This window comes from Enterobacter sp. BNK-29 (assembly GCF_048684785.1).
Lineage (GTDB): Bacteria > Pseudomonadota > Gammaproteobacteria > Enterobacterales > Enterobacteriaceae > Enterobacter > Enterobacter cloacae_M.
Window position 1 is genome coordinate 1,644,844 of record NZ_JBLQTU010000001.1, and the last position, 20,830, is coordinate 1,665,673.

Here is a 20,830-nt window from a genome sequence, read left to right on the forward strand (position 1 = left end):
CGACCATTTAGCGGCCGTAGCCTTTCAGGTTCGCCTTCTTCAATGCAGACTCGTACTGACTGGACATCATCAGAGTTTGCACTTGAGCCATAAAGTCCATAATCACGACAACAACGATAAGCAGTGAGGTCCCACCGAAGTAGAACGGTACTTTCATTGCATCACGCATGAACTCCGGGATCAGGCAGATAAAAGTAATATAAAGCGCACCAACCAAAGTCAGGCGAGTCATTACTTTATCGATATACTTCGCCGTTTGCTCTCCCGGACGAATTCCTGGTACAAATGCACCGGACTTCTTCAGGTTATCTGCTGTTTCACGCGGGTTGAAGACCAACGCCGTGTAGAAGAAACAGAAGAAGATGATCGCAGACGCATAGAGTAACACATAAAGTGGTTGCCCAGGCTGCAAATACAGCGAAATTGTTGTCAGCCAGTTCCAACCAGTACCGCCCCCGAACCATGACGCGATGGTCGCCGGGAACAGAATAATACTGGAAGCGAAGATAGCCGGGATAACCCCCGCCATGTTCACTTTCAGCGGTAAATGTGTGCTCTGTGCAGCATAGACACGACGACCCTGCTGACGTTTAGCGTAGTTCACCACAATGCGGCGTTGACCACGTTCAACGAAGACAACAAAGAACGTCACTGCAAATACTAATACTGCAACCAACAGCAACAGGAGGAAGTGCAGGTCGCCTTGACGCGCTTGCTCGATAGTATGGGCGATGGCTGGCGGGAGGCCCGCAACAATACCGGCGAAGATAATGATAGAGATACCGTTACCGATACCACGCTCAGTAATCTGTTCGCCGAGCCACATCAGGAACATAGTCCCTGTGACCAGACTTACAACAGCGGTGAAGTAGAATGCAAAGCCCGGGTTTAACACCAGGCCCTGCATACCAGGCATATTCGGCAGACCGGTAGCAATACCGATCGACTGGAATATTGCCAGCACCAAAGTACCGTAACGGGTGTACTGACTAATCTTACGACGTCCAGACTCCCCTTCTTTCTTCAACTCTGCCAGGGCCGGATGAACGACCGTCAGCAGCTGGATAATAATAGATGCCGAAATGTACGGCATAATACCCAATGCAAAGATAGAAGCACGGCTGAGAGCACCACCAGAGAACATGTTGAACATTTCAATGATGGTGCCTCGCTGTTGCTCAAGCAGTTTGGCAAGTACAGCGGCATCGATACCAGGGATCGGAATAAAAGAGCCAATACGGAACACAATCAGCGCGCCGATAACAAACAGCAGTCTGCGTTTCAGCTCGCCAAATCCACCTTTGGCACTTTGAAAATCTAATCCCGGTTGCTTAGCCATCTGCTACTTATTCCTCAATTTTACCGCCAGCAGCTTCGATAGCAGCACGAGCACCTTTAGTAACACGCAGGCCACGAACAGTTACCGGAGTAGAAACTTCACCAGCCAGGATCACTTTCGCGAACTCGATCTGGATACCGATAATGTTTGCTGCTTTCAGCGTGTTCAGGTCTACAACGCCGCCTTCAACTTTCGCCAGGTCAGACAGACGGATTTCCGCTGTGATCGCTGCTTTGCGAGAGGTGAAGCCGAACTTCGGCAGACGACGGTACAGTGGCATCTGGCCACCCTCGAAACCGCGACGCACGCCACCGCCAGAACGAGAGTTCTGACCTTTGTGACCACGACCACCGGTTTTGCCGAGGCCAGAACCGATACCACGACCCAGGCGTTTACCCGCCTTTTTAGAGCCTTCGGCCGGAGACAGAGTATTTAAACGCATCTCTTACTCCTCAACTTTAACCATGAAGTAAACCGCGTTGACCATACCACGAACAGCAGGAGTATCCTCGCGCTCAACGGTATGACCAATACGACGCAGACCCAGGCCAAGCAGCGTTGCCTTGTGTTTCGGCAGACGACCGATTGCACTGCGGGTTTGAGTGATTTTAATAGTCTTTGCCATGGTCAATTACCCCAGAATTTCTTCAACGGATTTACCACGCTTGGCAGCGACCATTTCTGGAGAATTCATATTTTCCAGGCCATCAATAGTTGCACGAACCACGTTGATCGGGTTAGTGGAACCATATGCTTTGGCCAGAACGTTATGAACCCCAGCAACTTCCAGAACGGCGCGCATTGCACCACCGGCGATGATACCGGTACCTTCTGAAGCTGGCTGCATGAATACACGAGAACCCGTGTGAACACCTTTAACTGGGTGCTGCAGGGTGCCGTTGTTCAGCGCGACGTTAATCATATTGCGACGGGCTTTTTCCATCGCTTTCTGGATCGCTGCTGGAACTTCACGCGCTTTACCGTAACCAAAACCAACGCGACCGTTACCATCGCCTACTACAGTCAGAGCTGTGAAGGAGAAAATACGACCACCTTTAACGGTTTTAGATACGCGGTTTACCGCGATCAGCTTTTCCTGCAGTTCGCCAGCCTGTTTTTCGATGTGAGCCATCTTACACCTCTACCTTAGAACTGAAGGCCAGCTTCACGGGCAGCATCTGCCAGTGCCTGGACACGACCATGATATTGGAACCCGGAACGGTCAAAGGAAACATTGCTGATGCCTTTTTCCAGAGCGCGTTCAGCAACAGCTTTACCTACAGCTGCAGCGGCGTCTTTGTTACCGGTGTACTTCAATTGTTCTGAGATAGCTTTTTCTACAGTAGAAGCAGCTACCAGAACTTCAGAACCGTTCGGTGCAATTACCTGTGCGTAAATATGACGCGGGGTACGATGTACCACCAGGCGAGTTGCACCCAGCTCTTTGAGCTTGCGGCGTGCGCGGGTCGCACGACGGATACGAGCAGATTTCTTATCCATAGTGTTACCTTACTTCTTCTTAGCCTCTTTGGTACGCACGACTTCGTCGGCGTAACGAACACCCTTGCCTTTGTAAGGCTCAGGACGACGGTAGGCGCGCAGATCTGCTGCAACCTGACCGATCAGCTGTTTATCAGCGCCTTTCAGCACGATTTCAGTTTGAGTCGGACATTCTGCAGTGATACCGGCCGGCAGCGGATGCTCAACAGGGTGTGAGAAGCCCAGAGACAGGCCTACTGCATTCCCTTTGATAGCTGCACGATAACCTACACCAACCAGCTGAAGCTTTTTAGTGAAGCCTTCGGTAACACCAACAACCATTGAGTTCAGCAGGGCACGCGCGGTACCAGCCTGAGCCCATCCATCCACGAAACCATCACGTGGACCGAAGGTCAGAGCGTTATCTGCATGTTTAACTTCAACAGCTTTGTTGAGGGTACGAGTCAGCTCGCCGTTTTTACCTTTGATCGTAATAACCTGACCGTCGATTTTTACATCAACGCCGGCAGGAATAACGACCGGTGCTTTAGCAACACGAGACATTCTTTCCTCCGATTAGGCTACGTAGCAGATAATTTCGCCACCAAGACCAGCCTGGCGCGCTGCACGATCAGTCATAACACCTTTAGAGGTAGAAACAACTGCGATACCAAGACCAGCCATAACTTTTGGCAGCTCATCTTTTTTCTTATAGATGCGCAGACCTGGGCGGCTGACACGCTGAATGCTTTCTACAACAGCTTTACCCTGGAAATACTTAAGAGTAAGTTCCAGTTCCGGCTTGGTGTCGCCTTCAACTTTAAAATCTTCGATAAAACCTTCTTCCTTCAGCACGTTGGCAATTGCCACTTTCAGCTTGGCGGAAGGCATGGTGACCGCAACTTTGTTCGCGGCCTGACCGTTACGGATACGGGTCAGCATATCCGCGATCGGATCTTGCATGCTCATCTGTCTTTACTCCCGTGATTCAATTGGTAATTACCAGCTAGCCTTTTTCAAGCCTGGCACTTCACCGCGCATGGCGGCTTCACGCAGTTTGATACGGCTCAACCCAAACTTGCCCACATAACCATGTGGACGACCTGTTTGACGACAGCGGTTACGCTGACGAGACGGGCTGGAATCACGCGGCAGAGACTGCAGCTTGAGAACCGCATTCCAACGATCTTCGTCGGAAGCGTTCACATCAGAAATGATCGCTTTCAGTTCAGCGCGTTTAGCGAAGAATTTATCAGCTAAAGCTACGCGCTTTACTTCGCGTGCTTTCATTGATTGCTTAGCCATTCAGTAACCCTACCTTACTTGCGGAACGGGAAGTCAAAGGCAGCCAGCAGAGCACGGCCTTCTTCGTCAGATTTCGCAGTAGTGGTAATGGTAATATCCAAACCACGCACGCGGTCGACTTTATCGTAGTCGATTTCTGGGAAGATGATCTGCTCACGGACACCCATGCTGTAGTTACCACGACCGTCGAAAGACTTAGCGGACAAGCCACGGAAGTCACGGATACGTGGAACAGCAATAGTGATCAGGCGCTCAAAGAACTCCCACATGCGTTCGCCACGCAGAGTTACTTTACAGCCGATCGGATAGCCCTGACGGATTTTGAAGCCTGCAACAGATTTGCGTGCTTTGGTGATCAGCGGTTTTTGACCGGAGATTGCTGTCAGGTCAGCTGCTGCGTTATCCAGCAGTTTCTTGTCAGCGATCGCTTCACCAACACCCATGTTCAGGGTGATCTTCTCGACCCGAGGGACTTGCATGACAGAATTGTAGTTAAACTCAGTCATGAGTTTGTTAACTACTTCGTCTTTGTAGTAATCATGCAGTTTCGCCATCGTACTACTCCAAATTACTTGATAGTTTCGCTGTTAGACTTGAAGAAACGGACTTTTTTGCCGTCTTCGAATCTAAAGCCTACACGGTCAGCCTTGCCGGTAGCCGCATTGAAGATTGCAACGTTAGAAACCTGAATAGCAGCTTCTTTTTCAACGATGCCACCTGGTTGGTTCAGGGCCGGAACCGGCTTCTGATGTTTCTTAACCAGGTTGATACCTTCAACGACAAGTTTGCCGGAAGACAGAACATTTTTTACTTTACCGCGTTTACCTTTATCTTTACCGGTTAACACGATAACTTCGTCATCACGACGGATTTTCGCTGCCATGATTCGCTCCTTAGAGTACTTCTGGTGCCAGAGAGATAATTTTCATGAACTTCTCAGTACGAAGTTCACGAGTTACCGGCCCAAAGATACGCGTGCCGATAGGCTGCTCGCTGTTATTGTTTAAAATAACGCATGCATTACCATCGAAGCGAATGACAGAACCGTCAGGGCGACGAACACCCTTCTTGGTGCGCACCACTACCGCCTTCAGCACATCACCTTTTTTGACCTTACCACGTGGAATTGCTTCCTTGATGGTGATCTTGATGATGTCGCCTACGCCTGCGTAGCGACGGTGCGAGCCACCCAGAACCTTGATACACATTACGCGACGTGCACCGGAGTTGTCGGCGACGTTCAGCATAGTCTGTTCTTGGATCATTTTAGTGCTCCGCTAATGTCAACTACTACCTGAGACTCTAAAATCAGAGCCGTTAAAAAGCCCCATATCGAGGGCGCGGCATTATAACACCGCTTCTGCAATATGGGTAGAAAAAATAAACGGCTCATCGCTGAGCCGTTTATTCGTATTGAGAAGGCGTACTGTATTACAGAACCGCTTTCTCTACAACGCGAACCAGCGTCCAGGACTTAGTCTTGGACAGTGGACGGCATTCACGGATTTCAACCTTGTCGCCGATACCACATTCGTTGTTCTCGTCATGTACGTGCAGTTTGGTCGTACGCTTGATGAATTTACCGTAGATCGGGTGTTTCACAATACGTTCGATAGCTACAACAATGGATTTCTCCATTTTGTCGCTAACAACACGACCTTGCAGAGTACGGATTTTATCGGTCATTACGCACCCGCCTTCTGAGTCAGTAAAGTCTTAACGCGTGCAACATTGCGACGCACTTGCTTCAGCAGGTGAGTCTGTTGCAGCTGGCCACTTGCAGCCTGCATACGCAGGTTGAACTGCTCACGCAGCAGGTTCAGCAGCTCAGCGTTCAGCTCTTCAACGCTTTTTTCACGCAGCTCTTTTGCTTTCATTACATCACCGTCTTAGTTACAAAGGTGGTTTTGATAGGCAGTTTCGCTGCTGCCAGGCCGAAGGCTTCACGGGCCAGCTCTTCCGGAACACCGTCCATTTCATAAAGGACTTTGCCCGGTTGGATCAAGGCAACCCAGTACTCCACGTTACCTTTACCTTTACCCATACGAACTTCCAGTGGCTTCTCGGTGATCGGTTTGTCCGGGAATACACGGATCCAGATCTTACCTTGACGCTTAACTGCACGGGTCATTGCACGACGTGCTGCTTCGATCTGACGTGCAGTCAGACGACCACGGCCAACAGCTTTCAGACCGAAAGTGCCGAAGCTAACATCCGTACCCTGCGCCAGACCACGGTTGCGGCCTTTGTGCACTTTACGGAATTTTGTACGCTTTGGTTGTAACATCAGCGACGCTCCTTATTTACGGCCTTTACGCTGCTGCTTTTTAGGTTGAGCAGCCGGTTTTTCCGGTTGTTCAACAGCAGCCATACCACCCAGGATCTCACCTTTGAAGATCCATACCTTAACGCCGATTACACCGTAAGTGGTGTGCGCTTCAGAGGTGTTGTAGTCGATGTCAGCACGCAGAGTGTGCAGCGGTACGCGACCTTCGCGGTACCATTCGGTACGTGCGATTTCCGCGCCGCCCAGACGGCCGCTAACTTCAACTTTGATACCTTTAGCGCCCAGACGCATTGCGTTCTGTACAGCACGCTTCATAGCACGACGGAACATAACACGACGTTCCAGCTGTGAAGTGATGCTGTCAGCAACCAATTTAGCGTCCAGTTCAGGCTTACGAACTTCAGCGATATTGATCTGTGCAGGAACGCCAGCGATATCCGCTACGACCTTGCGCAGTTTTTCTACGTCTTCGCCTTTCTTACCGATAACGATGCCAGGACGAGCAGTGTGAATAGTCACACGGATGCTCTTCGCTGGACGCTCGATAACGATACGAGATACAGACGCTTTAGCCAGTTCCTTAGTCAGGTACTGACGTACTTTAAAATCGCTGTCCAGGTTGTCAGCGAATTCTTTGGTGTTCGCAAACCAGGTAGAGTTCCATGGTTTTACAATACCCAGGCGAATACCATTAGGATGTACTTTCTGACCCATTGCTAGTCTCCAGAGTCTCAGCGATCGGACACAACCACAGTAATGTGGCTGGTGCGCTTCAGGATGCGATCTGCACGACCTTTCGCACGCGGCATAATGCGCTTCATGCTTGGGCCTTCATCTACGAAAATTTTCGCGACTTTCAGATCGTCGATGTCAGCGCCATCGTTGTGTTCAGCGTTAGCAATGGCAGATTCCAGTACTTTCTTGACCAATACCGCAGCTTTCTTGTTGGTATAGGTCAGGATGTCCAGGGCCTGCGACACTTTCTTACCGCGAATCAGGTCAGCAACAAGGCGAACCTTCTGAGCAGAAGAACGAGCATGGCGATGTTGAGCTAAAGTTTCCATCTCTTCCTCCTACCTTATTTCTTCTTCGCTTTTTTATCAGCAGCGTGGCCGCGATAAGTACGAGTCGGTGCGAATTCACCCAGTTTGTGACCAACCATTTCGTCGGTAACAAAGACTGGAACGTGCTGACGACCATTATGGACAGCGATGGTCAAACCGATCATGTTAGGAAAGATCGTTGAACGACGGGACCAAGTGCGCAGGGGCTTCTTGTCTCCGCTTTCCACCGCTTTCTCTACCTTCTTCAGCAAGTGCAGGTCAATAAAAGGACCTTTCTTGAGAGAACGTGGCATGGCTTATCCTCTAAAATTATTTGCTACGGCGACGTACGATAAATTTATCAGTACGCTTGTTGCTGCGGGTCTTCTTACCTTTGGTCTGAACGCCCCACGGAGTTACCGGGTGCTTACCAAAGTTACGACCTTCACCACCACCATGTGGGTGGTCGACTGGGTTCATCGCAGTACCGCGAACGGTAGGACGAACACCACGCCAGCGTGCAGCACCTGCTTTACCCAGAACGCGCAGCATATGCTCAGCATTGCCAACTTCGCCCAGAGTAGCGCGGCAGTCTGCTTCGACTTTACGCATTTCACCAGAACGCAGACGCAGGGTGACATAAGCACCATCACGAGCAACGATCTGAACGTAAGTACCAGCGGAACGTGCCAGCTGACCGCCTTTACCTGGTTTCATTTCTACGTTATGAACGGTAGAACCAACCGGGATATTGCGCATCGGCAGGGTGTTGCCTGCTTTGATTGCAGCATCAACGCCAGACTGAATCTGGTCGCCAGCTTTCAGGCCTTTAGGGGCCAGGATGTAACGGCGTTCGCCGTCTTTGTACAGAACCAGCGCGATGTTCGCGGAACGGTTCGGATCGTACTCAAGACGTTCAACAACTGCTGGGATACCGTCTTTGTTGCGTTTGAAGTCAACAATACGATAAGCCTGCTTGTGGCCACCACCGATGTGACGAGTGGTGATACGGCCATTGTTGTTACGACCACCGGATTTGCTGTTTTTTTCCAGCAACGGAGCAAAAGGTTTGCCCTTGTGCAGCTCAGGGTTAACCACTTTAACTACGTGGCGACGACCCGGAGATGTCGGTTTACATTTAACAACTGCCATTGTATTACTCCTCCGACTTACTCAGCGCCGCCAACGAAGTCCAGATTCTGGCCTTCTTTCAGGGTGACGTAAGCTTTTTTCCAGTCGCTACGACGACCGATACGCTGTCCGTGACGTTTAACTTTCCCTTTAACTACCAGGGTGTTAACGACTTCGACTTCGACTTCAAACAGTTTCTGCACAGCAGCTTTGATCTCTGCTTTGGTCGCGTCTTTAGCAACTTTGAGAACGATGGTGTTTGTTTTTTCCATCGCAGTAGACGCTTTTTCAGAAACGTGCGGTGCGCGAAGCACCTTCAGCAGACGTTCTTCACGAATCATGCCAGCATCTCCTCAACTTGCTTAACAGCATCAGCAGTCATTACGACTTTGTCGAAGGCGATCAGGCTAACCGGGTCGATACCAGTCGCATCGCGTACGTCAACCTTGTGCAGGTTACGTGCGGCCAGGAACAGGTTCTCGTCCAGCTCACCGGTGATGATCAGCACATCTTCCAGAGCCATGTCTTTCAGTTTCTGTGCCAGCAGCTTAGTTTTAGGCGCTTCAACAGAGAACTTCTCGACAACGATCAGACGATCCTGACGTACCAGTTCGGACAGGATGCTTTTCAGCGCGCCGCGGTACATCTTTTTGTTAACTTTTTGACTGTGGTCCTGTGGACGCGCAGCGAAGGTCACGCCACCTGAACGCCAGATCGGGCTCTTGATAGAACCTGAACGCGCACGGCCGGTACCTTTCTGGCGCCATGGCTTTTTGCCAGAACCAGTTACTTCAGCACGAGTCTTCTGAGCACGAGTACCCTGACGAGCACCAGCTGCATAAGCAACAACAACCTGGTGAACCAGCGCTTCGTTGAAATCACGACCGAAGGTAGTTTCGGAAACAGTCAGCGCGCTCTGCGCGTCTTTCAATACTAATTCCATTGCTATCCCCTTACGCCTTCACAGCTGGTTTAACGATCAGGTCGCTACCGGTTGCACCCGGAACTGCACCTTTAACCAGCAGCAGGTTGCGCTCAGCGTCAACACGTACTACGTCCAGGCTCTGAACGGTCACACGTTCGTTACCCAGCTGACCTGCCATTTTCTTGCCTTTGAACACTTTGCCCGGAGTCTGGTTCTGACCGATAGAACCCGGAACGCGGTGAGACAAGGAGTTACCGTGGGTAGCGTCTTGGGTACGGAAGTTCCAGCGCTTAACGGTACCAGCAAAACCTTTACCTTTAGAGGTACCGGTTACGTCAACTTTTTTAACGTCAGCAAACAGCTCAACGCTAATGTCCTGACCTACGGTGAACTCTTCGCCTTCAGCAAGACGGAATTCCCACAGACCACGGCCAGCTTCTACGCCAGCTTTAGCGAAGTGACCCGCTTCTGGTTTGGTTACACGGTTAGCTTTTTTAGCACCAGTGGTCACCTGAACAGCGCGGTAGCCATCGTTAGCCAGATCTTTAACCTGGGTAACGCGGTTTGCTTCAACTTCGATTACGGTTACTGGGATTGAAACGCCATCTTCAGTGAAGATGCGGGTCATGCCCACTTTTTTACCGACTAAACCAATCATTGTATCAACCTCTCAATCGCTCGATGACCTGATTAACCCAGGCTGATCTGCACGTCTACACCGGCAGCCAGATCCAGACGCATCAGAGCATCAACGGTTTTCTCAGTTGGCTCAACGATGTCAACCAGACGCTTGTGAGTGCGGATTTCGTACTGATCGCGCGCGTCTTTGTTAACGTGCGGAGAGATCAGAACGGTGAAGCGCTCTTTGCGGGTCGGCAGCGGGATCGGACCACGGACTTGCGCACCAGTGCGCTTAGCAGTCTCGACGATTTCCGCGGTTGATTGATCGATCAGACGATGATCAAACGCTTTAAGGCGGATACGGATTCTTTGGTTCTGCATGAGACCAGAGCTCCAATTATTTTATAAACGAAAATGATTACTCCTCAAACCCATTACGATTGATGGGAGAGTGTAACCGTTCTTACGTAGCTCCCCAATTGGGAGCATTGTTGAGTAACAAAATGAGCTACTCTGGTTCTGATTGAACCCGCCGTCAATTACGACAAGCCCGCGCATTATACGTAAATCTGGACAAGACGCAAGTGCCGTTTAGAAATTAAGCGCCAGAGGCGCAATATGCGTAAGGGCACGCAACTTTTTACGCAATGTATCCCTTCTCAAGGCTTTGTCTCGAGCCCCTACGCAAGTGTCGTTTTTATAGATTGCCGACCAGGCTGATTATAGCGAGGATGCGCTCAAACCCCTTTGAGGCCTTTGCCATGTTAACCACCCTCCCCTTTTTGCTGGTCTATTTTTCGCTGACTGCCTTTCTCGTCCGTGCAGATATTCGCTACGGACTGCTTCCTGATAAATTTCTCTGCCCGCTGCTATGGGCGGGCCTGCTCTTTCAGCTCTGTGTCCAACCTGATTTTCTGCCAAGTGCAGTGGTGGGAGCGATGGCTGGATATGTCGGCTTTGCCGTTATTTACTGGGGATATCGGTTTATCTGCCGGCGTGAAGGGATGGGATACGGTGATGTAAAATACCTGGCGGCGCTTGGTGCATGGCATGGCTGGTGCATGCTGCCTACGCTGGCGTTACTCGCTGCGCTTATGGCGCTACTTAGCATTCTTGTGTTTTCGTTACTCACGGGCGATAAGGGAGCATTAAAAAACCCACTGCCTTTTGGGCCATTTCTGGCAGCAGCGGGTTTATGCGTAGGCTGGAAGACGGTGGTTACTCTTCCACTTTAATCTGCGATTGAAGGTAGTTCTGCAGACCAATTTTAGCAATCAGATCCAGCTCCGTTTCCAGCCAGTCAATATGGCCTTCTTCATCGGCCAGGATCTGGATCATCATATCGCGACTGACGTAGTCATGTACGCTGTCGGCATAGGCAATGGCTTCACGGAGATCTTTGGCGCCTTCAAGTTCCAGCCTGAGGTCGGAACGCAGCATCTCTTCGACATCTTCTCCGATGCCCAGCTTTCCGAGATCCTGCAGGTTTGGAATACCTTCAAGGAATAAAATACGCTCGATATATTTATCAGCGTGCTTCATTTCATCGATCGATTCATGGTACTCAACGTCGTTCAGACGTTTAAGCCCCCAGTTTTTGAACATTCTCGCGTGAAGAAAGTACTGGTTAATTGCGACAAGCTCATTTCCCAATAATTTATTGAGATAACTTATGATTTTAACATCACCTTTCATTATATAGTCCCTCCGCTTCCACTCATTGAAGCGTAGATCGGGCTACAGGGATGTCAAAAAAAAGATGGGCGCTTACGCGATCTCTTTGTATTCCGGGATCTGCATCAATTCGTCCTGCATGATCTCTCGCGCAGCACGTACACATTTACCGCATTGATTTCCCACCGGAACAAATTTGCGTAGCTGCTGAAATGACTGAGGCTGAAACTGACGAACGGCCTGACGTATTTTCTTGTCGCTTACACCATTACATAAACAAACGTACATAGAGACTCCCGTTCAAATTATGCGCAAAGTGTAAGTGAGAATGGTTATGATTACAATAGCACAAACGCCACAATACGGGGCGGGAGCAGGCTAAAAATGCGTAATTTTGTGACAGTACCTGAGCGGCAGAAAACAAAAAAGGACGCCGAAGCGTCCTTTTTTATTCGGGGATAATTAATTAGCCCAGAACTTTAGCAACAACGCCCGCGCCAACGGTACGGCCGCCTTCACGGATTGCGAAACGCAGACCGTCGTCCATCGCGATTGGGTGGATCAGAGTCACAACCATCTTGATGTTGTCGCCTGGCATTACCATCTCAACGCCTTCTGGCAGTTCGATGGTACCGGTCACGTCAGTTGTACGGAAGTAGAACTGTGGACGGTAGCCTTTGAAGAACGGAGTATGACGGCCGCCTTCGTCTTTGGACAGGATGTACACTTCAGATTCGAACTTGGTGTGTGGCTTGATTGAGCCTGGCTTCGCCAGAACCTGACCACGTTCGATTTCTTCACGTTTGATACCACGGAGCAGAACACCAACGTTCTCACCAGCACGGCCTTCGTCCAGCAGTTTGCGGAACATTTCAACGCCAGTACAGGTAGACTTCGCAGTCTCTTTGATACCAACGATTTCAACTTCTTCGCCAACTTTGATGATACCGCGCTCTACACGACCGGTAACAACGGTACCACGACCGGAGATGGAGAATACGTCTTCGATTGGCAGCAGGAATGGCTTGTCAATCGCACGCTCTGGTTCTGGGATGTAAGAATCCAGGAAGCCAGCCAGTTCGATGATTTTCGCTTCCCACTCTGCTTCGCCTTCCAGCGCTTTCAGAGCAGAACCACGAACGATTGGAGTATCGTCGCCCGGGAAATCGTACTGAGACAGCAGTTCACGAACTTCCATCTCTACCAGTTCCAGCAGCTCTTCGTCATCAACCATGTCGCATTTGTTCAGGAACACGATGATGAAAGGAACGCCTACCTGACGACCCAGCAGGATGTGCTCACGAGTCTGAGGCATTGGGCCGTCAGTCGCAGCAACAACCAGGATCGCGCCGTCCATCTGCGCAGCACCGGTGATCATGTTTTTAACATAGTCGGCGTGGCCTGGGCAGTCTACGTGTGCGTAGTGGCGAGTCGGGGTGTCATATTCAACGTGGGAAGTGTTGATGGTGATACCACGAGCTTTTTCTTCTGGTGCGTTATCGATCTGGTCGAATGCACGAGCAGAACCACCGTAGGTTTTAGCCAGAACGGTAGTGATTGCAGCAGTCAGGGTAGTTTTACCATGGTCAACGTGGCCGATAGTACCAACGTTGACGTGCGGTTTTGTACGTTCAAATTTTTCTTTAGACACGGCTATATTCCTTACTATAGTGCTCTCCCCTGTGGAGAGAGCACGGGACTTAGGTTTTAATCCTGTGGATTACTTACCACGGGCTTCAATAACGGCCTGAGCAACGTTGTTAGGCGCATCATCATACTTCAGGAATTCCATGGTGTATGATGCACGACCTTTGGTCAGAGAACGCAGCTGAGTTGCATATCCGAACATTTCAGACAGCGGAACTTCAGCGTGGATCTTAACGCCAGTTACTTCGGATTCCTGACCACGCAGCATACCGCGACGACGGCTCAAGTCACCGATAACGTCACCGGTGTTCTCTTCAGGAGTTTCTACTTCAACCTTCATGATTGGCTCAAGCAGAACTGGTTTTGCTTTCTTAAAGCCTTCTTTAAAGGCAATAGACGCAGCCAGTTTAAACGCCAGTTCAGAGGAGTCAACGTCGTGGTAAGAACCGAAGTGCAGACGAACACCCATGTCAACAACCGGATAGCCAGCCAGAGGGCCCGCTTTCAGCTGTTCCTGAATGCCTTTATCAACGGCTGGGATGTATTCGCCAGGAATTACACCACCTTTGATGTCGTTGATGAACTCGTAACCTTTCGGGTTAGAGCCCGGCTCCAGTGGGTACATGTCGATCACAACGTGACCGTACTGACCGCGACCACCAGACTGCTTAGCGTGTTTACCTTCAATGTCGGTAACTTTCGCACGAATCGCTTCGCGGTAAGCAACCTGAGGTTTACCCACGTTCGCTTCAACGTTGAATTCACGCTTCATACGGTCAACGATGATGTCCAGGTGCAGTTCACCCATACCAGCGATGATGGTCTGGTTAGATTCTTCATCAGTCCATACGCGGAATGATGGGTCTTCTTTCGCCAGACGGCCCAGAGCCAGACCCATTTTTTCCTGGTCAGCTTTGGTTTTTGGTTCAACTGCGATGGAGATTACCGGCTCAGGGAATTCCATACGCTCCAGAATGATCGGGTGATCCGGGTCACACAGGGTGTCACCAGTGGTCACGTCTTTCAGACCGATAGCTGCAGCGATGTCGCCCGCACGAACTTCTTTGATCTCTTCACGTTTGTTAGCGTGCATCTGTACGATACGGCCAAAACGTTCACGCGCCGCTTTCACGGAGTTCAGGATGGTGTCACCGGAGTTAACCACACCAGAGTAAACGCGGAAGAAGGTCAGGTTACCCACGAATGGGTCGGTAGCAATTTTGAACGCCAGTGCAGAGAATGGCTCTTCGTCGCTTGCGTGACGCTCAGCCGGAGTATCTTTACCGTCGTCCAGGATGCCGTTGATCGCAGGAACGTCAACCGGGGATGGCAGGTAGTCAACTACCGCATCCAGCATCGCCTGAACACCTTTGTTCTTGAACGCAGAACCACAGGTTACCAGGATGATTTCGTTGTTCAGAACGCGCTGACGCAGAGCTTTTTTGATCTCTTCTTCAGTCAGTTCTTCACCACCCAGGTATTTCTCCATCAGCTCTTCAGAAGCTTCAGCAGCGGATTCGATCAGGTTCTGGTGCCATTCGTCAGCCAGGTCCTGCATTGCAGCTGGGATATCTTCGTATTCGAAGGTAACGCCCTGGTCTGCATCGTTCCAGTTGATGGCTTTCATTTTCACCAGGTCGATAACGCCGGTGAAGCCTTCTTCAGCACCAATTGCCAGCTGCAGCGGAACAGGGTTCGCGCCCAGACGGGTTTTGATCTGGCCAACAACTTTCAGGAAGTTAGCACCCATACGGTCCATTTTGTTAACGAACGCGATGCGTGGAACTTTATATTTGTTCGCCTGACGCCATACGGTTTCAGACTGTGGCTGAACACCACCAACTGCGCAATAAACCATTACCGCGCCGTCAAGAACACGCATGGAACGTTCTACTTCGATGGTGAAGTCAACGTGCCCTGGGGTGTCGATGATGTTTACGCGATGCGGTTCGTACTGCTTAGCCATACCTGACCAGAATGCAGTAGTCGCTGCGGAGGTGATAGTGATACCACGCTCCTGCTCCTGTTCCATCCAGTCCATGGTGGCTGCGCCGTCATGAACTTCACCGATTTTGTGGTTTACACCGGTGTAGAACAGAATACGTTCGGTAGTAGTGGTTTTACCGGCGTCGATGTGCGCACTGATACCGATGTTACGGTAGCGTGCGATGGGTGTTGTACGAGCCATTTGATTCCTCGTTTATATCTTTAGGCGTTCAGTTAAGTTACCCAGAGCGGGCGGCTTCTCTGAAGCGCCCGCCTGGTGACTAATACTCCGAAGGGATTACCAACGGTAGTGTGCGAACGCCTTGTTGGCTTCTGCCATACGGTGAACGTCTTCACGTTTCTTAACTGCAGTACCTTTGTTGTCTGCAGCATCAGAAAGTTCGTTCGCCAGACGCAGAGCCATGGATTTATCACCGCGTTTACGAGCAGCTTCAACGATCCAACGCATTGCCAGAGCATTACGACGAACCGGACGAACTTCAACTGGAACCTGATAAGTAGAACCACCAACGCGGCGGGACTTAACTTCTACGGTTGGGCGAACGTTGTCGAGAGCGACTTCGAAAGCTTCCAGTTCATTTTTACCAGAACGCTGAGCCAGGGTCTCAAGCGCGCTGTATACGATTGCTTCTGCAGTAGATTTTTTACCATCTACCATCAGGATATTTACAAATTTTGCCAGCAGTTCTGATCCGAATTTCGGATCTGGAAGAATTTTACGCTGACCAATGACGCGACGACGTGGCATGGGAATACTCCGTTGTTAATTCAGGATTGTCCAAAACTCAAAGAGTTTAGTTTGACATTAAGATAAATCAGTTTGGCCTTACTTAACGGAGAACCATTAAGCCTTAGGACGCTTCACGCCGTACTTGGAGCGAGCCTGCTTACGGTCTTTAACACCTGAGCAGTCGAGCGCACCACGAACGGTGTGGTAACGAACACCCGGAAGGTCTTTAACACGACCGCCACGGATCAGGATCACGGAGTGCTCCTGCAGGTTGTGACCTTCACCACCGATGTAGGAAGTCACTTCGAAACCGTTAGTCAAACGCACACGGCATACTTTACGCAGTGCGGAGTTTGGTTTTTTAGGAGTGGTGGTATATACACGAGTACATACACCACGTTTCTGCGGGCAGGCTTCCAGCGCAGGCACGTTGCTCTTTGCAACTTTGCGCGCGCGTGGTTTGCGTACCAGCTGGTTAACTGTTGCCATTAAATAGCTCCTGGTTTTAGCTTTTGCTTCGTAAACACGTAATAAAACGACCTCATACAATATGAGGACGCGAAATTTTAGGGCTACGTCGAAAAGGTGTCAAGAAATATACAGCGATCTCAAATCACCAGTTCATTTGACTGGCGTGCGTCACAGTAAGATTGACGAAATCAGTATAGCCAACCACGTCAATTTTGGCTGAAATTTGACCAGAAAGACCCCGCGCATCCAGATCGTCCTTCAGCGCAGAGACTGTTATGGGGGCATTCGTGAGAATTTCAACGAAACGACTGCCTTCCAGTGCGGCAAGCACGCCATCCTGAATCAGCAGCAGATCATCACCTTCGCGCAGCATACTCAGTAACGCGTCGATATCACATTGCCACGGTGAATGGCTCAGAGTATGGAGCATGTCAGCCTCAGAAAGTCAGAACGGTGTCGTAGTGGGAAAGGTGTTCGCGCAATGCAGCAGAAGACAGGACTGTCACATCCAGCACGAAAGGCGTTGCCTCGTTTAAACCGCGCGCGGCCAGGGAGTCGGCACAGACATAGAAGGTTTCGATATCGTAAAGCGGTAATACTTTGAACGTCGCGATGTAATCACGCGCCAGAATAGCCTGAGGCTGTTGCCCCGCCAGAAGCTGAAATACGCCGTCGCCCAAAAAGAAGACACCGATATCTTCGGTCAATGCTGAGGTCGCGAGCAGCGCATCCAGCCCTTCTCTACCGGACGCATTGCCGTGCGGTGCGGAGGAAAAAACAAATGCTAAGCGCTTCATCAGAATTGCACCACTCTGTCGCAGGTTAATGCCGCCTGTGCCAGTTCACCCAGACCACTCAACGAAAAGCCGGGCTGCAGGTTAGAACCCGATAAACCAAGACGTGTGGCTTCGGTTGCATCGGTCACCCCGCGGCGCAGTGCCGCCGCCACGCAGATGTGCAGTTCTACGCCCTGCTTTTCGTTTAATGCCTGCCAGGCGCGCACCAGATCGAACTCATCGCTCGCCGGTGACGTAAACTGATTCGCGTTATACACCCCTTCCCGATAGAAGAAGACGCTCGCCAGCTCGTGTCCGGCCGCCAGTAGCGCATGCGCAAACTGCAGCGCGCTGCTGGCCTGCTGAGTGCCGTACGCCGGGCCTGTCACCATTAATGCAAAACGCATTACTTGTCTTGTCCCTGGAAATCGCCGCTTTTGAACTGGCGAATATAGAGGTAGACCGTGTGCTTGGAGATGTTCAGACGATCGGCCACCTGGTTGATAGCGTCTTTAATATCAAAAATTCCTTTTTCATAAAGATTGAGCACGATCTGACGATTCTTGGCGTTGTTCGAGACGTTGCGATCGGCATTCACCTCTTCAATCGTAAACTCAAGCGTCTGCGTCACCAGATCTTCAACGGAGGAGGCAAAGTTAACAGAAGAGCCAACGTCCGGCGTTTCTGGTGGAACAAAGGTGCTCATGATTTGCGAGAATGGCACATCAAGGTTCATGTTAATGCACAGTAGCCCAATAACACGATGCTCACGGTTTCGAATCGCGATGGTTTCTGATTTCATCAGCACGCCGCTTTTGGCGCGGGTGAAATAGCATTTGGAGACGCTGCTGTCCGCGCCGGTCATGTCATGCAGCATACGCAATGCAAGGTCGGTAATTGGCGAACCAATTTTACGGCCAGTATGCTCACCATTCGCAATGCGGATGGCGGAACACTTCAGATCTTGCAGGGAGTGCAATACGATTTCGCAGTGGGAGCCAATGAGCATCGCTAACCCGTCCACTACCGCTTCGTAGGATTTCAGAATATCGAAGTCGGTCTGATCGAAAGGACGTTGATCCAGCAAATCAAGTTCACTGGTTTCGTTGGTTAAAAGCGACCTGGACATGAAAAAAACACTCCTTTTCAGGAGCCTGTCGTTAGGTTTTCAGGGCAGGCTCATTATCTACACGGACAACTAAATTAATACAGCGTGCGTAGCGCTTTCCAGTGTTAATTATATCTGCCCCACAATAAAAAAACCGCCGCCTGAAAGGCGGCGGTTTTTTTCAACATTACTTCTTAGCAGCAGCGGCTTTATCGTCAGCCGGTGCGTCTGCTTTCGCATCCGCTTTCGGTGCCGGTTTGATATCCAGCAGCTCTACGTCAAAGACCAGCGTAGAGTTGGCAGGGATACCCGGAACGCCGGTTTTGCCATAGGCCAGATCCGGTGGAATAACCATCTTGATCTTGCCGCCTTTCTTGATGTTTTTCAGGCCTTCAGTCCAGCCAGGGATCACACCATCCAGACGGAAGGAGAGCGGCTCACCGCGGGTGTAAGAGTTATCGAACTCTTTACCGTCGATCAGCGTACCTTTGTAGTTCACAACAACGGTGTCGCTGTCTTTAGGCGCATCGCCGGTGCCTTCTTTCTCAACTTTGTACACCAGGCCAGTAGAAGAGGTTTTCACACCCTTCTCTTTGGCAAAAGTATCGCGGTAGGCTTTGCCTTTCGCTTCGTTGTCTTTAGCGTCCGCGTCCATCTTGGTCTGCGCGGCACCCTTCACGCGCGCTTCGAACGCCTGCAGAGTCTGTTCAATTTCCTGGTCAGACAGCTTGCTCTTATCTGCAAATGCGTCCTGAACGCCCGCGATCAGCTGAGCTTTATCCAGTTTGATGCCCAGTTTCTCTTGTTCTTTCAGAGAGTTTTCCATGTAGCGACCCAGAGATGCGCCCAGTGCATAGGCGGATTTCTGGTCGTCATTTTTGAACGCCGCTTTGCTGTCTGCAGTGGCAGCAGGCTTCGCAGCAGTATCAGCAGCGAATGACAGCGGCGCGTTCAGCGCAACAGCCATCGTCGTCGCCAGCAGCGTTACTTTAAACAGTGATTTCATCCATATCTCCAGGGCCTGGGGACTCTCACCCCAGCGTTAAACGTAAATGAGTTACGTACTATAAAACGTTGCGGAAGAAATCTACAGACAGACACTTCCAATTCTCGCCACTTTTCAGACTATTTTTGTTTAAATAAGTTTCCTGCCAAAGGGATGCAGACTGTACTTAAGGATAAACTCAGTTAAACTGCGCCGCCGCAGGGCCATTATGGCGAATCTGAAACAAACGAGGTGAATGATGAAGGATACAGCAATAGAAGCGAGAATGGCTGAGCTGGAAAGCCGCCTGGCTTTTCAGGACATCACCATCGAAGAGCTAAACCAGACCGTGACCGCACATGAGCTCGAAATGGCAAAACTGCGGGATCATATGCGCCTGCTGACGGAAAAACTGAAGGCTACACAGCCGTCAAACATTGCCTCTCAGTCAGAAGAGACGCCACCTCCTCATTATTGAGGCGAAAAAAAAGCGGGATTATCCCGCTTTTTTTGTGCCCGGTGGCGCGAAGCTTACCGGGCCTACATACCAAATACCCTATGGATTTCGTGTCGCAGGAAGGCGGCAAGCTTGAAAATCCCCGGGAGCATAGATAACTATGTGACCGGGGTTTGAAAGCGCAGCCAACGCACCTGCGGCTTGAAAGACGACGGGTATTAGTGGCAGCCGCAGCCGCCGTTACCGCAACCACCTTTACCGTGGTCGTGACCATGGTCGTGATCGTGGCCGTGACCACCGCAGCAGCCGTCGTGGCCGTGATCGTGGTCATGGTCGTGACCATGTGCACCGTGAACGTGGCCATGAGCCAGCTCTTCTTCGGTCGCTTCACGGATCGCAACAACTTCTACGTTGAACTTCAGGTTCTGGCCAGCCAGCATGTGGTTACCGTCAACCACGACGTGGTCATCTTCCACTTCGGTGATTTCAACAGGAACCGGACCCTGGTCAGTTTCAGCCAGGAAGCGCATGCCAACCTGCAGTTCGTCAACGCCCATGAACACGTCTTTAGGAACGCGCTGAACCAGATTGTCGTCATACTGACCGTAAGCGTCGTTCGCGCCTACAGCAACGTCAAATTTGTCGCCAACTTCATGACCTTCCAGCGCGTTTTCCAGGCCAGAAATCAGGGAACCGTGACCATGCAGGTAGTCAAGCGGCGCACTCACCGGAGACTCATCAACCAACACACCGTCTTCTGTACGTACCTGATAGGCCAGGCTGACCACCAGGTCTTTTGCTACTTTCATGATATCTCCTGAGCGTGGGAAAATTGCTGGCGCAGA

The 20,830-nt window shown here is 50.8% G+C and carries 36 protein-coding genes; 2 read left to right on the plus strand and 34 right to left on the minus strand.

Annotated elements, in window-relative coordinates:
* Positions 1–7: 7 nt before the first annotated feature.
* The 22 genes from secY to rpsJ all read right to left on the minus strand — a co-directional run bounded on the left by secY (position 8) and on the right by rpsJ (position 10,511).
* Positions 8–1,339, minus strand: a complete 1,332-nt coding sequence (gene secY / locus ACMGGX_RS07840) for a preprotein translocase subunit SecY (protein WP_003863305.1) — start codon at positions 1,337–1,339, stop codon at positions 8–10.
* A 7-nt stretch (positions 1,340–1,346) separates the two neighbouring features.
* Positions 1,347–1,781, minus strand: a complete 435-nt coding sequence (gene rplO, locus ACMGGX_RS07845) for a 50S ribosomal protein L15 (protein WP_003863304.1) — start codon at positions 1,779–1,781, stop codon at positions 1,347–1,349.
* 3 nt (positions 1,782–1,784) lie between these two features.
* Positions 1,785–1,964 carry a 50S ribosomal protein L30 gene (rpmD, locus tag ACMGGX_RS07850; RefSeq protein WP_003863301.1) on the minus strand — a complete coding sequence of 60 codons (180 nt, stop codon included), beginning with the start codon at positions 1,962–1,964 and terminating at the stop codon, positions 1,785–1,787.
* Between the two features lie 6 nt (positions 1,965–1,970).
* Entirely contained in the window at positions 1,971–2,471 is a 501-nt protein-coding gene (gene rpsE / locus ACMGGX_RS07855) for a 30S ribosomal protein S5 (protein ID WP_003863299.1), read from the minus strand.
* Between the two features lie 14 nt (positions 2,472–2,485).
* The gene (gene rplR / locus ACMGGX_RS07860) at positions 2,486–2,839 is read right to left on the minus strand and encodes a 50S ribosomal protein L18 (RefSeq protein ID WP_003863297.1); all 354 of its coding nucleotides are present in this window, start codon (positions 2,837–2,839) and stop codon (positions 2,486–2,488) included.
* 9 nt (positions 2,840–2,848) lie between these two features.
* On the minus strand, positions 2,849–3,382 hold the full coding sequence (rplF, locus tag ACMGGX_RS07865) for a 50S ribosomal protein L6 (RefSeq protein ID WP_003863296.1): 534 nt from the start codon (positions 3,380–3,382) through the stop codon (positions 2,849–2,851).
* Positions 3,383–3,394: 12 nt separating this feature from the next.
* Positions 3,395–3,787, minus strand: a complete 393-nt coding sequence (rpsH, locus tag ACMGGX_RS07870) for a 30S ribosomal protein S8 (RefSeq protein ID WP_006178918.1) — start codon at positions 3,785–3,787, stop codon at positions 3,395–3,397.
* A 30-nt stretch (positions 3,788–3,817) separates the two neighbouring features.
* Positions 3,818–4,123: a 30S ribosomal protein S14 gene (rpsN, locus tag ACMGGX_RS07875; RefSeq protein WP_003863291.1), complete on the minus strand. Its 306-nt coding sequence runs from the start codon at positions 4,121–4,123 to the stop codon at positions 3,818–3,820.
* A 14-nt stretch (positions 4,124–4,137) separates the two neighbouring features.
* A complete protein-coding gene (rplE, locus tag ACMGGX_RS07880; protein ID WP_001096206.1) occupies positions 4,138–4,677 on the minus strand; it encodes a 50S ribosomal protein L5 in 540 nt (179 codons plus the stop codon).
* A 14-nt stretch (positions 4,678–4,691) separates the two neighbouring features.
* The gene (gene rplX, locus ACMGGX_RS07885) at positions 4,692–5,006 is read right to left on the minus strand and encodes a 50S ribosomal protein L24 (RefSeq protein WP_003863287.1); all 315 of its coding nucleotides are present in this window, start codon (positions 5,004–5,006) and stop codon (positions 4,692–4,694) included.
* Between the two features lie 10 nt (positions 5,007–5,016).
* The gene (gene rplN / locus ACMGGX_RS07890) at positions 5,017–5,388 is read right to left on the minus strand and encodes a 50S ribosomal protein L14 (RefSeq protein ID WP_002919748.1); all 372 of its coding nucleotides are present in this window, start codon (positions 5,386–5,388) and stop codon (positions 5,017–5,019) included.
* Positions 5,389–5,554: 166 nt separating this feature from the next.
* Entirely contained in the window at positions 5,555–5,809 is a 255-nt protein-coding gene (rpsQ, locus tag ACMGGX_RS07895) for a 30S ribosomal protein S17 (RefSeq protein ID WP_008503489.1), read from the minus strand.
* Positions 5,809–6,000 (minus strand): 50S ribosomal protein L29, encoded by a 192-nt coding sequence (gene rpmC / locus ACMGGX_RS07900; protein ID WP_003863282.1) that lies wholly within the window; start codon positions 5,998–6,000, stop codon positions 5,809–5,811. Before rpmC ends, rpsQ begins: the two co-directional genes overlap by 1 nt.
* Positions 6,000–6,410 (minus strand): 50S ribosomal protein L16, encoded by a 411-nt coding sequence (rplP, locus tag ACMGGX_RS07905; RefSeq protein WP_002919759.1) that lies wholly within the window; start codon positions 6,408–6,410, stop codon positions 6,000–6,002. Before rplP ends, rpmC begins: the two co-directional genes overlap by 1 nt.
* Positions 6,411–6,422: 12 nt before the next feature.
* Positions 6,423–7,124, minus strand: a complete 702-nt coding sequence (gene rpsC / locus ACMGGX_RS07910; RefSeq protein ID WP_000529945.1) for a 30S ribosomal protein S3 — start codon at positions 7,122–7,124, stop codon at positions 6,423–6,425.
* Positions 7,125–7,141: 17 nt separating this feature from the next.
* Positions 7,142–7,474, minus strand: a complete 333-nt coding sequence (gene rplV, locus ACMGGX_RS07915) for a 50S ribosomal protein L22 (RefSeq protein WP_002919773.1) — start codon at positions 7,472–7,474, stop codon at positions 7,142–7,144.
* 14 nt (positions 7,475–7,488) lie between these two features.
* Positions 7,489–7,767: a 30S ribosomal protein S19 gene (gene rpsS / locus ACMGGX_RS07920; RefSeq protein ID WP_001138117.1), complete on the minus strand. Its 279-nt coding sequence runs from the start codon at positions 7,765–7,767 to the stop codon at positions 7,489–7,491.
* A 16-nt stretch (positions 7,768–7,783) separates the two neighbouring features.
* The gene (gene rplB / locus ACMGGX_RS07925; protein ID WP_000301859.1) at positions 7,784–8,605 is read right to left on the minus strand and encodes a 50S ribosomal protein L2; all 822 of its coding nucleotides are present in this window, start codon (positions 8,603–8,605) and stop codon (positions 7,784–7,786) included.
* 17 nt (positions 8,606–8,622) lie between these two features.
* Complete coding sequence (gene rplW, locus ACMGGX_RS07930; RefSeq protein WP_000617546.1) at positions 8,623–8,925, minus strand: 50S ribosomal protein L23; 303 nt, start codon at positions 8,923–8,925, stop codon at positions 8,623–8,625.
* A complete protein-coding gene (rplD, locus tag ACMGGX_RS07935; protein ID WP_000424395.1) occupies positions 8,922–9,527 on the minus strand; it encodes a 50S ribosomal protein L4 in 606 nt (201 codons plus the stop codon). The genes rplW and rplD overlap by 4 nt, the downstream gene beginning before the upstream one ends.
* 10 nt (positions 9,528–9,537) lie before the next feature.
* On the minus strand, positions 9,538–10,167 hold the full coding sequence (rplC, locus tag ACMGGX_RS07940) for a 50S ribosomal protein L3 (RefSeq protein ID WP_006178923.1): 630 nt from the start codon (positions 10,165–10,167) through the stop codon (positions 9,538–9,540).
* Positions 10,168–10,199: 32 nt separating this feature from the next.
* Positions 10,200–10,511 carry a 30S ribosomal protein S10 gene (gene rpsJ, locus ACMGGX_RS07945; protein WP_001181005.1) on the minus strand — a complete coding sequence of 104 codons (312 nt, stop codon included), beginning with the start codon at positions 10,509–10,511 and terminating at the stop codon, positions 10,200–10,202.
* A gap of 380 nt (positions 10,512–10,891) precedes the next feature.
* Between rpsJ and ACMGGX_RS07950 the strand changes: the two genes are divergently transcribed.
* The gene (locus ACMGGX_RS07950) at positions 10,892–11,365 is read left to right on the plus strand and encodes a prepilin peptidase (RefSeq protein ID WP_064673113.1); all 474 of its coding nucleotides are present in this window, start codon (positions 10,892–10,894) and stop codon (positions 11,363–11,365) included.
* On the opposite strand, the gene bfr is transcribed toward ACMGGX_RS07950, so the two are convergent.
* From bfr to fkpA, 11 genes are all read right to left on the minus strand, one after another.
* Positions 11,349–11,825 carry a bacterioferritin gene (bfr, locus tag ACMGGX_RS07955; RefSeq protein WP_008503492.1) on the minus strand — a complete coding sequence of 159 codons (477 nt, stop codon included), beginning with the start codon at positions 11,823–11,825 and terminating at the stop codon, positions 11,349–11,351. The genes ACMGGX_RS07950 and bfr overlap by 17 nt on opposite strands.
* A 72-nt stretch (positions 11,826–11,897) precedes the next feature.
* Positions 11,898–12,092, minus strand: coding sequence for a bacterioferritin-associated ferredoxin (gene bfd, locus ACMGGX_RS07960; RefSeq protein WP_008503493.1), 195 nt, complete (start codon positions 12,090–12,092; stop codon positions 11,898–11,900).
* Positions 12,093–12,270: 178 nt separating this feature from the next.
* The gene (gene tuf / locus ACMGGX_RS07965) at positions 12,271–13,455 is read right to left on the minus strand and encodes an elongation factor Tu (RefSeq protein WP_014068448.1); all 1,185 of its coding nucleotides are present in this window, start codon (positions 13,453–13,455) and stop codon (positions 12,271–12,273) included.
* Between the two features lie 69 nt (positions 13,456–13,524).
* Positions 13,525–15,639, minus strand: coding sequence for an elongation factor G (fusA, locus tag ACMGGX_RS07970; protein ID WP_008503004.1), 2,115 nt, complete (start codon positions 15,637–15,639; stop codon positions 13,525–13,527).
* Positions 15,640–15,735: 96 nt separating this feature from the next.
* The gene (gene rpsG / locus ACMGGX_RS07975; protein ID WP_004106370.1) at positions 15,736–16,206 is read right to left on the minus strand and encodes a 30S ribosomal protein S7; all 471 of its coding nucleotides are present in this window, start codon (positions 16,204–16,206) and stop codon (positions 15,736–15,738) included.
* A 96-nt stretch (positions 16,207–16,302) separates the two neighbouring features.
* Positions 16,303–16,677: a 30S ribosomal protein S12 gene (gene rpsL / locus ACMGGX_RS07980; protein WP_000246815.1), complete on the minus strand. Its 375-nt coding sequence runs from the start codon at positions 16,675–16,677 to the stop codon at positions 16,303–16,305.
* A gap of 124 nt (positions 16,678–16,801) precedes the next feature.
* Entirely contained in the window at positions 16,802–17,089 is a 288-nt protein-coding gene (gene tusB / locus ACMGGX_RS07985) for a sulfurtransferase complex subunit TusB (protein ID WP_024907951.1), read from the minus strand.
* 7 nt (positions 17,090–17,096) lie between these two features.
* The gene (gene tusC / locus ACMGGX_RS07990; protein ID WP_348562191.1) at positions 17,097–17,456 is read right to left on the minus strand and encodes a sulfurtransferase complex subunit TusC; all 360 of its coding nucleotides are present in this window, start codon (positions 17,454–17,456) and stop codon (positions 17,097–17,099) included.
* Entirely contained in the window at positions 17,456–17,842 is a 387-nt protein-coding gene (gene tusD, locus ACMGGX_RS07995) for a sulfurtransferase complex subunit TusD (protein ID WP_348562190.1), read from the minus strand. Before tusD ends, tusC begins: the two co-directional genes overlap by 1 nt.
* On the minus strand, positions 17,842–18,564 hold the full coding sequence (locus ACMGGX_RS08000; RefSeq protein WP_063439153.1) for a helix-turn-helix transcriptional regulator: 723 nt from the start codon (positions 18,562–18,564) through the stop codon (positions 17,842–17,844). Before ACMGGX_RS08000 ends, tusD begins: the two co-directional genes overlap by 1 nt.
* A 166-nt stretch (positions 18,565–18,730) precedes the next feature.
* The gene (gene fkpA, locus ACMGGX_RS08005; protein ID WP_023309460.1) at positions 18,731–19,549 is read right to left on the minus strand and encodes an FKBP-type peptidyl-prolyl cis-trans isomerase; all 819 of its coding nucleotides are present in this window, start codon (positions 19,547–19,549) and stop codon (positions 18,731–18,733) included.
* Between the two features lie 238 nt (positions 19,550–19,787).
* Between fkpA and ACMGGX_RS08010 the strand changes: the two genes are divergently transcribed.
* Positions 19,788–20,006: a protein SlyX gene (locus ACMGGX_RS08010; RefSeq protein ID WP_023309461.1), complete on the plus strand. Its 219-nt coding sequence runs from the start codon at positions 19,788–19,790 to the stop codon at positions 20,004–20,006.
* 197 nt (positions 20,007–20,203) lie between these two features.
* Here the strand turns inward: ACMGGX_RS08010 and slyD are convergent, their stop codons facing one another.
* Positions 20,204–20,794 (minus strand): peptidylprolyl isomerase, encoded by a 591-nt coding sequence (slyD, locus tag ACMGGX_RS08015; protein ID WP_014833521.1) that lies wholly within the window; start codon positions 20,792–20,794, stop codon positions 20,204–20,206.
* Positions 20,795–20,830 lie beyond the last annotated feature (36 nt).

What these genes read in the sequence shown, in the direction of transcription:
- secY (WP_003863305.1), bottom strand. Translation starts at nt 1,339, where the DNA reads ATGGCTAAGCAACCGGGATTAGATTTTCAAAGTGCCAAAGGTGGATTT.
- rplO (WP_003863304.1), bottom strand. Translation starts at nt 1,781, where the DNA reads ATGCGTTTAAATACTCTGTCTCCGGCCGAAGGCTCTAAAAAGGCGGGT.
- rpmD (WP_003863301.1), bottom strand. Translation starts at nt 1,964, where the DNA reads ATGGCAAAGACTATTAAAATCACTCAAACCCGCAGTGCAATCGGTCGT.
- rpsE (WP_003863299.1), bottom strand. Translation starts at nt 2,471, where the DNA reads ATGGCTCACATCGAAAAACAGGCTGGCGAACTGCAGGAAAAGCTGATC.
- rplR (WP_003863297.1), bottom strand. Translation starts at nt 2,839, where the DNA reads ATGGATAAGAAATCTGCTCGTATCCGTCGTGCGACCCGCGCACGCCGC.
- rplF (WP_003863296.1), bottom strand. Translation starts at nt 3,382, where the DNA reads ATGTCTCGTGTTGCTAAAGCACCGGTCGTTATTCCTGCCGGCGTTGAT.
- rpsH (WP_006178918.1), bottom strand. Translation starts at nt 3,787, where the DNA reads ATGAGCATGCAAGATCCGATCGCGGATATGCTGACCCGTATCCGTAAC.
- rpsN (WP_003863291.1), bottom strand. Translation starts at nt 4,123, where the DNA reads ATGGCTAAGCAATCAATGAAAGCACGCGAAGTAAAGCGCGTAGCTTTA.
- rplE (WP_001096206.1), bottom strand. Translation starts at nt 4,677, where the DNA reads ATGGCGAAACTGCATGATTACTACAAAGACGAAGTAGTTAACAAACTC.
- rplX (WP_003863287.1), bottom strand. Translation starts at nt 5,006, where the DNA reads ATGGCAGCGAAAATCCGTCGTGATGACGAAGTTATCGTGTTAACCGGT.
- rplN (WP_002919748.1), bottom strand. Translation starts at nt 5,388, where the DNA reads ATGATCCAAGAACAGACTATGCTGAACGTCGCCGACAACTCCGGTGCA.
- rpsQ (WP_008503489.1), bottom strand. Translation starts at nt 5,809, where the DNA reads ATGACCGATAAAATCCGTACTCTGCAAGGTCGTGTTGTTAGCGACAAA.
- rpmC (WP_003863282.1), bottom strand. Translation starts at nt 6,000, where the DNA reads ATGAAAGCAAAAGAGCTGCGTGAAAAAAGCGTTGAAGAGCTGAACGCT.
- rplP (WP_002919759.1), bottom strand. Translation starts at nt 6,410, where the DNA reads ATGTTACAACCAAAGCGTACAAAATTCCGTAAAGTGCACAAAGGCCGC.
- rpsC (WP_000529945.1), bottom strand. Translation starts at nt 7,124, where the DNA reads ATGGGTCAGAAAGTACATCCTAATGGTATTCGCCTGGGTATTGTAAAA.
- rplV (WP_002919773.1), bottom strand. Translation starts at nt 7,474, where the DNA reads ATGGAAACTTTAGCTCAACATCGCCATGCTCGTTCTTCTGCTCAGAAG.
- rpsS (WP_001138117.1), bottom strand. Translation starts at nt 7,767, where the DNA reads ATGCCACGTTCTCTCAAGAAAGGTCCTTTTATTGACCTGCACTTGCTG.
- rplB (WP_000301859.1), bottom strand. Translation starts at nt 8,605, where the DNA reads ATGGCAGTTGTTAAATGTAAACCGACATCTCCGGGTCGTCGCCACGTA.
- rplW (WP_000617546.1), bottom strand. Translation starts at nt 8,925, where the DNA reads ATGATTCGTGAAGAACGTCTGCTGAAGGTGCTTCGCGCACCGCACGTT.
- rplD (WP_000424395.1), bottom strand. Translation starts at nt 9,527, where the DNA reads ATGGAATTAGTATTGAAAGACGCGCAGAGCGCGCTGACTGTTTCCGAA.
- rplC (WP_006178923.1), bottom strand. Translation starts at nt 10,167, where the DNA reads ATGATTGGTTTAGTCGGTAAAAAAGTGGGCATGACCCGCATCTTCACT.
- rpsJ (WP_001181005.1), bottom strand. Translation starts at nt 10,511, where the DNA reads ATGCAGAACCAAAGAATCCGTATCCGCCTTAAAGCGTTTGATCATCGT.
- ACMGGX_RS07950 (WP_064673113.1), top strand. Translation starts at nt 10,892, where the DNA reads ATGTTAACCACCCTCCCCTTTTTGCTGGTCTATTTTTCGCTGACTGCC.
- bfr (WP_008503492.1), bottom strand. Translation starts at nt 11,825, where the DNA reads ATGAAAGGTGATGTTAAAATCATAAGTTATCTCAATAAATTATTGGGA.
- bfd (WP_008503493.1), bottom strand. Translation starts at nt 12,092, where the DNA reads ATGTACGTTTGTTTATGTAATGGTGTAAGCGACAAGAAAATACGTCAG.
- fusA (WP_008503004.1), bottom strand. Translation starts at nt 15,639, where the DNA reads ATGGCTCGTACAACACCCATCGCACGCTACCGTAACATCGGTATCAGT.
- rpsG (WP_004106370.1), bottom strand. Translation starts at nt 16,206, where the DNA reads ATGCCACGTCGTCGCGTCATTGGTCAGCGTAAAATTCTTCCAGATCCG.
- rpsL (WP_000246815.1), bottom strand. Translation starts at nt 16,677, where the DNA reads ATGGCAACAGTTAACCAGCTGGTACGCAAACCACGCGCGCGCAAAGTT.
- tusB (WP_024907951.1), bottom strand. Translation starts at nt 17,089, where the DNA reads ATGCTCCATACTCTGAGCCATTCACCGTGGCAATGTGATATCGACGCG.
- tusC (WP_348562191.1), bottom strand. Translation starts at nt 17,456, where the DNA reads ATGAAGCGCTTAGCATTTGTTTTTTCCTCCGCACCGCACGGCAATGCG.
- tusD (WP_348562190.1), bottom strand. Translation starts at nt 17,842, where the DNA reads ATGCGTTTTGCATTAATGGTGACAGGCCCGGCGTACGGCACTCAGCAG.
- ACMGGX_RS08000 (WP_063439153.1), bottom strand. Translation starts at nt 18,564, where the DNA reads ATGTCCAGGTCGCTTTTAACCAACGAAACCAGTGAACTTGATTTGCTG.
- fkpA (WP_023309460.1), bottom strand. Translation starts at nt 19,549, where the DNA reads ATGAAATCACTGTTTAAAGTAACGCTGCTGGCGACGACGATGGCTGTT.
- ACMGGX_RS08010 (WP_023309461.1), top strand. Translation starts at nt 19,788, where the DNA reads ATGAAGGATACAGCAATAGAAGCGAGAATGGCTGAGCTGGAAAGCCGC.
- slyD (WP_014833521.1), bottom strand. Translation starts at nt 20,794, where the DNA reads ATGAAAGTAGCAAAAGACCTGGTGGTCAGCCTGGCCTATCAGGTACGT.